The organism is Holdemanella sp. DFI.5.55 (genome assembly GCF_020593575.1).
In the GTDB taxonomy this organism is placed as follows: domain Bacteria; phylum Bacillota_I; class Bacilli_A; order Erysipelotrichales; family Erysipelotrichaceae; genus Holdemanella; species Holdemanella hominis.
In genome coordinates, this window is the sequence record NZ_JAJDMK010000096.1 from 1 (window position 1) to 6,777 (window position 6,777).

Annotated in this window: 4 protein-coding genes; 2 read left to right on the top strand and 2 right to left on the bottom strand. The window is 33.1% G+C overall.

The annotated features are described in order from the left end of the window. Window positions 1-59 precede the first annotated feature (59 nt). Together LJE08_RS12390 and LJE08_RS12395 are read left to right on the top strand one after the other, a co-directional pair. A complete protein-coding gene (locus LJE08_RS12390) occupies window positions 60-764 on the top strand; it encodes an ABC transporter ATP-binding protein (protein ID WP_227403382.1) in 705 nt (234 codons plus the stop codon). Window position 765: 1 nt separating this feature from the next. Then, window positions 766-4,023 carry an FtsX-like permease family protein gene (locus LJE08_RS12395; protein WP_227403383.1) on the top strand — a complete coding sequence of 1,086 codons (3,258 nt, stop codon included), beginning with the start codon at window positions 766-768 and terminating at the stop codon, window positions 4,021-4,023. A gap of 49 nt (window positions 4,024-4,072) precedes the next feature. On the opposite strand, the gene pyk is transcribed toward LJE08_RS12395, so the two are convergent. Together pyk and pfkA are read right to left on the bottom strand one after the other, a co-directional pair. After that, window positions 4,073-5,485, bottom strand: a complete 1,413-nt coding sequence (gene pyk, locus LJE08_RS12400; protein ID WP_222620955.1) for a pyruvate kinase — start codon at window positions 5,483-5,485, stop codon at window positions 4,073-4,075. Between the two features lie 26 nt (window positions 5,486-5,511). Continuing rightward, a complete protein-coding gene (pfkA, locus tag LJE08_RS12405) occupies window positions 5,512-6,474 on the bottom strand; it encodes a 6-phosphofructokinase (protein ID WP_117926648.1) in 963 nt (320 codons plus the stop codon). Between the last annotated feature and the right edge of the window lie 303 nt (window positions 6,475-6,777).

Below are 6,777 nucleotides of genomic sequence, written 5' to 3' on the forward strand. Positions count from 1 at the left end.
TTTTAGAATATGAGTGTAATTTTGTCTTGACAAAGGTCACTTCATAACAGGTGATTTATATGAGCGCTTTCATTTCTTTTGAAAATGTAAAAAAGACTTATCATATGGGCGAAGTCGACATACATGCCTTAGATAATGTGAGTTTTGAAATACAACAAGGCGAGTTTGTGATTATCGCAGGAGCCAGTGGTGCTGGTAAAAGTACTATCCTAAATCTACTGGGTGGAATGGATACTGTCAGTGAAGGAAGAATCATTGTAGATGGTCGTGAAATCAGTTCTTATAAAGAAAAGGATATGACACTTTATAGAAGATATGATGTTGGATTTGTTTTTCAGTTTTATAATCTAGTTCAAAATCTTACTCTTCGCGAAAATGTTGAACTTGCAACACAAATTTGTAAGAAACCACTTGATACAGATGAAACTATAGAACTTGTTGGACTAAAAGATAGAATGTTCAACTTCCCTAGCCAGCTTTCTGGCGGTGAGCAGCAGCGTGTTGCAATCGCAAGGGCATTAGCTAAAAACCCAAAGCTTTTACTTTGTGATGAACCCACAGGTGCTTTGGATTATCAAACAGGTAAACAAGTTCTTAAGGTCTTACAAGATACGTGTAGAACGCAAAATAAAACTGTCATAGTTATTACCCACAACTTAGCATTAACACCAATGGGAGATAAGGTCATTAAAGTTCGTAGTGGAAAAATTGAAAGTATTACATGTAATGAGCATCCTATGGATGTAAATGACATAGAGTATTAATATGCCTTCTTCTTATTTAAAAGATATTTTCCGTGAAATTAAAATCTCCCTCGGTCGTTTTCTATCTATCCTTTGTATTGTCGCAATTGGTGTGGCATTCTTTGCCGGCATTAAAGCGAGTGCACCGGATATGAAAAACAGTGCCGATATGTATTTTGATACATATAATGTTCAAGATATACAAATCTATTCAACTTTGGGACTTACCAAGAAAGATGTAAAGGCCATTCAAAAATTAAAAGGTGTCAAATCCGTACAGCCAAACTTTTCAATGGATACATTGTCTCAGATTGATTCAACACAAATGGTTATTAAAGTCATTTCTTATGAGATTGATCAAAAGATGAATAAGATCCGTGTAGTCGAAGGAAGAATGCCTGAAAGAGAAAATGAGTGTTTGATTGAGGCTAGCTCTGCTACAAATAAATTATATGGTACTTTCCATATTGGAGATACAATCAAATTACAGAGTGGTACAGATGAAGCTTTATCTAACTCCTTGAAAAACACAAAATATAAAATTGTAGGTACTTGTTATAATCCGAATTACTTATCTTATGAGAAAGGATCAAGTAATATTGGATCAGGAACGGTAAACTCTTTTATATATATACAAAATTCAAATGTTTTAAAGGATTATTATACAGAAGTTGATGTTTGTGTTAAGGGTGCAAAAGAATTAGATTGTTATAGCGATGCATATTTTGATGTTGTTGATCCTGTATTAAAAAGAATCAAAAAAATCGCAAACAAACAAATCGATGTACGTATTCAGTCTTATCAATCTGAATTAGATGGAAAAAAACAGGAAGCAAACGATGAATTGAATGATGCAGAAAATAAATTAAATGATGCTCAAGATAAGATTGATTCGGGGCTTGCAGAGATTCAAAGTAATGAAATTAAGCTTCAGAATTCTAAAAATCAAATTGATCAATGGTGGAATGAATATTATGCAAATTTACAATTATTAGATAATATTCCTACTTTACAAAATGCGATTGCTCAAATTGAAGAGAGTGAACAAAAACTTCCTGAGTTATTGTCTCAGAAAGAACAAGCTGAAAATGGTTTGAATCAAATTAATGCCGCAATGGATGACCTTAATATGCAACGTAAAATGATTCAAGATTCTATTCATTTGATAGACATCTCAATTGAAAAGGCTCAAAACACACCTACTACAGATGAATCATCTGAAGCTATAAAGAATAAAGTAATTGAAAACCTAAACAATGGAAAAGTATATCTGCAAGGAAAAATCGCTGAAATTGACAGTACAATAGCTAAAAAAGCTGAGTTAGAAGCGGCTATACCACAACTTCAGGATGCGATCGACCAAATCCAAGCAGGTGTCGCAAAAAAGGCTAAATTACAATCTCAGTTAAATCAGTTATTAAATGCAAAAAATCAATTAAACAGTGCCTATGTTAATTTAATAAATGGTGAATCTCAATATGAGGATGGAGTATCCAAAATTCAAGATGCCAAAAATGCAATAAATTCAAACATTGAAAAGCTAGCACTATCTAAAGCAGAGTTTAATGTTCGAAAACACGATGCCTTAAAAGAAATAAATGAGGCACAAGAAGAAATTGATAAGATGAGAGGTAAATGGATTGTTTTAGATCGTGACTCCCATTATTCTTATCGTGATTATGGAGCCTGTGCAGACCGTATGGATGGTATTGCCAAAGTATTCCCTGTATTCTTCTTCTTAGTGGCTGCTCTAGTTTGCATGACAACGATGACAAGAATGGTTGATGAACAAAGAAATGAAATGGGAACTTTAAAAGCTCTTGGTTATTCAAAAAGTCATATTGCACTTAAATATATAATCTATGCATTTAGTGCAAGTGTTTTAGGATCTATTTTAGGATGTTCTTTAGGAATGTATTTGTTCCCAACTGTCATCTTTAATGCTTGGAACACTTTATATAACATTGAAAAAATTCATTTTTTATTCCAGCCTGGTCTTATCTTATTAGCCAGTGGCTCTGTAACTGGTATTACTTTACTAGCCACACTATATTCTATTTATAGTGAATTATTTGAAATGCCTAGTCAGTTAATGCGTCCTAAAGCTGCAAAAGCTGGTAAGAAAATTATGCTTGAAAAAATTCCACTTATATGGAAACGTTTGTCTTTCTTACAGAAGGTAACCGCAAGAAATATTTTCCGTTATAAAAAACGATTCTTCATGACTATTATAGGAATTGCAGGATGTTCTGCCTTATTAGTGGCTGGCTTTGGTATCAATGATAGTATTTCAGATATTGTAAACCAACAATATAATGTCATCTATCACTATGATGCCACAATTTCAGCCAAATCAAGTGAAATGACATCTCAAATACATTCTTTAAAGGGGGTTAAAGATGTATATGAGGAAGATCATCTTGCGGTAACTACGAAGATTGACAATAAAGACCTTTCTACTACGGTCCATATTATTTCAAATCATGATAAATTTAAAGATTTCTGTACTTTATTTAACGGTAACAAAGAATTTGATCTTGATGATTCTTCAGTATTAATATCTCAAAAAATGGCTACTAAATTGAACAAAAAGGCTGGAGACATGATTACATTAAAAGATACCAATAATAAAGTTATTAAAGCTAAAATCAAGGGTGTATTTACAAATTATGTTGGTCACCACATCTATGCAAGTGAATCGTTATACAAGAGTTGGAATACAAATGCAAAAACAACGCATATTTACTTAATTAAGTCTAAAAAAACAACTAAGAAGTTTGAACGAAATTTAGGTAATAAAATTATGAATATTGACGGTGTGCAAAGCGTAACTTTCTATTCATCTCTACAAAAAAACTTTAAAGACATGATTAGTAGTATTTCCTATATCGTTGTTGTACTTGTTATTTCAGCAGCATGTCTTGCATTTGTAGTTTTATACAATCTAAGCAATGTTAATATTTCCGAAAGAAAACGTGAGATTGCAACAATTAAAGTTCTTGGTTTTACAAGAAAAGAGGTAGATGCATATATCAATCGTGAAACCGTTCTATTAACTATTTTAGGTTCATTGATTGGTTTAGTAATTGGTGTAGCATTACATCACTTAATTATGAACTTAGCTGAAATGGATGATATTATGTTTGGTAGAACAATCAATTCAATATCTTATGTGATTAGTTTTGTGATGACAATTGTTTTCAATGCAATCATCAATTTGTGCATGCATAAAAAATTAAATAACATTCAAATGGTTGATTCATTAAAAGCTGTGGAATAACCCACAGCTTTTTTGTATTAAAAAGCCCTCAAAATGAGGGCAATGTTAACTAGATTTGAGCAATACGCATCATATTTGTGTTGCCTGATCCGATTGGATATCCAGCAACAACAATGATGTGATCTCCTGTTTTGAATCCAGCTTGTAATGCTAAGTTACGAGCTAAATCAATATCATTTTCTTTATTATTTTGAATATTTGAAACGACTGGAGTTACACCATTAACTGGTAATAAACTACGTTGAGTCACTTCATCAAATGTAACAGCTAAAATTGGAGCACATGGACGGAATTTAGCTAGACGACGAGCTGTATTTCCACTTTGTGTAAATGCAATAATACATTTAATATCAATTGCCAATGCAGTATCAGCTACTGAAATACCAATTGCATCGTTTAAAGTACGTTTACTTGATTTAACATTAGCTTTCAAACGATCTTTATAAGGAATCATTGGTTCAATAGCATTTGCAATCTTAGTCATTGTTTGAACAGATTCAACTGGGTAATGACCTGCAGCTGATTCACCAGATAACATGATACAGTCTGTTCCATCCATAATAGCGTTAGCCACGTCACTTGCTTCTGCACGTGTTGGACGAGGATTTTCCTGCATAGATTCTAACATGTGTGTTGCAGTGATAGCTGGTTTACCAACTTCGTTTGCAGCAGCAATCATACGTTTTTGATAAATAGGTACTAATTCTAAACTTACGTCTACACCTAAATCTCCACGAGCAACCATTACTCCATCTGCAACCTCTAAGATTTCGCGGATGTTATCAAAACCTTCCTGGTTTTCAATTTTAGGGAAAATTTGAATCATATCTTTATTTTCATCAATCAAAATTTGACGAATTGCTAATACATCATCTTTACGACGAGTAAAACTTGCTGCAATATAGTCAACATCCATTTTACATCCGAAACGAATATCTGATTCATCTTTTTCAGAAATAAATGGCATACTTAACTTAATGCCTGGTAAATTACATCCTTTACGACTCTTTAAGAAGTGAGGGTTGTTTACAACACCATGAATACGATCAGGAGTTACTTCAGTAAAAGTGACTTTCATTTTTCCGTCATCCATTAAAATGTAATCACCAACTTTAACGTCGTTAAATACTTCCGGACAACGTAATGTAAATCTTTCGTGGTTTCCTAAAACTTCATCTTTTACTAAATCGATTTCGTCACCTTCAACAAAATTGCATCCACCATTTTCGAAATCACCTAAACGAATTTCAGGACCTTTAGTATCTAATAAAATACCAATAGGTTTTCCTGTTTCTTTACTAACCTCACGAATACGTTTAACACGTTCCGCATGTTCTTCATAGTCTCCATGAGAGAAATTTAAACGTGCGATGTTCATTCCAGCTTCAACAAGTTTTGTTAAAACTTCTTTGCTCTCACTAGCTGGACCAATAGTACAAATAATTTTTGTTTTTTTGCTCATATGTATATCCTTCCTTCTAATATATCCTAAACCAAACGATCAAATAAATTCATTAGTGGTTTACGAGATTCTTGTGGCATGCTCAATGCTTCTTCAATTGGATAAGAAATAATCTTGTTATCACGAATTGAAATACATTGTCCACCAATGCCTTGCATCAATAAATCTACAGCTTTTTCCCCCATTTGTGATGCTAACAAACGGTCAAATGGACATGGAGATCCCCCACGTTGAATATGGCCTAAAACAGTTGCTCTTCCTGAAAAGCCCGTATTCAAACTAACCTTTTTTGCAAATTGATCTACATCAGTAATCTTTTCACTAATTACAACAATCGAGTGTTTTTTCTTTTTAATAATATCGATATCTCTTAAACGATCTAAGACATCTTGTTCATCAAATCCTGTATCACTTGTTACTACAATTTCGGCACCACAAGCAATACCTGACCATAACGCTAAGTCTCCACAACGGTTTCCCATAACTTCAACAATAGAACAACGGTGATGTGAATTAGAAGTGTCTCTTAGTTTATCAACACATTCAACTACAGTTTCTAAAGCTGTTTGAAAACCAATCGTATAATCTGTACAAGTAATATCGTTATCAATTGTACCAGGTAATCCGATACAGTTAATGCCCATTTCAGTTAAAGATAATGCTCCACGATATGAACCATCACCACCAATAACCACGACGGCTTCAATACCTCTCTTTTTTAATTGAGCGATTGCTTTTTTTCTGACTTCGATGTCCTTGAATTCTGGTAAACGAGCTGATCCTAATATAGTTCCACCTCTGTTTACGATATCTCCAACAGTTTCACGAGTTAATGGTTCAATATAACCTTCAACCATTCCTTTATAACCATTGTAAATACCAAATACTTCAAGACCACTATTTAATCCAACACGTGTTACCGCGCGTATTGCAGCATTCATTCCCGGTGAATCACCACCAGAAGTCAAAATACCAATTCTTTTAACCATAATATGTCCTCCATAGACTCATTATTAATCATCATAAATATACCACATAAATATTGTTAAAAAAAGAGTAAATTGACCTGAAAACGCTTTTAGGTAAAAAAGATTTATAACTTATTAAATGTTTGTGAAACATTTGACATTTTGTTAACAATTACTAAAAACATATAATGTTATTTTAAAATATATCTAAATATTTATGTACGAAAAAAGCCAAGTCTAAGTAAATAAAAGACTTGGCTTTTGAATATAAAAGGCAAAAAAAAGGACCCGGCAGCTAGCTATCTTCGCAGGGGCAAGCCCAAC

Coding starts and splice junctions, on each gene's coding strand:
- LJE08_RS12390 (WP_227403382.1), top strand. CDS start 60: ATGAGCGCTTTCATTTCTTTTGAAAATGTAAAAAAGACTTATCATATG.
- LJE08_RS12395 (WP_227403383.1), top strand. CDS start 766: ATGCCTTCTTCTTATTTAAAAGATATTTTCCGTGAAATTAAAATCTCC.
- pyk (WP_222620955.1), bottom strand. CDS start 5,485: ATGAGCAAAAAAACAAAAATTATTTGTACTATTGGTCCAGCTAGTGAG.
- pfkA (WP_117926648.1), bottom strand. CDS start 6,474: ATGGTTAAAAGAATTGGTATTTTGACTTCTGGTGGTGATTCACCGGGA.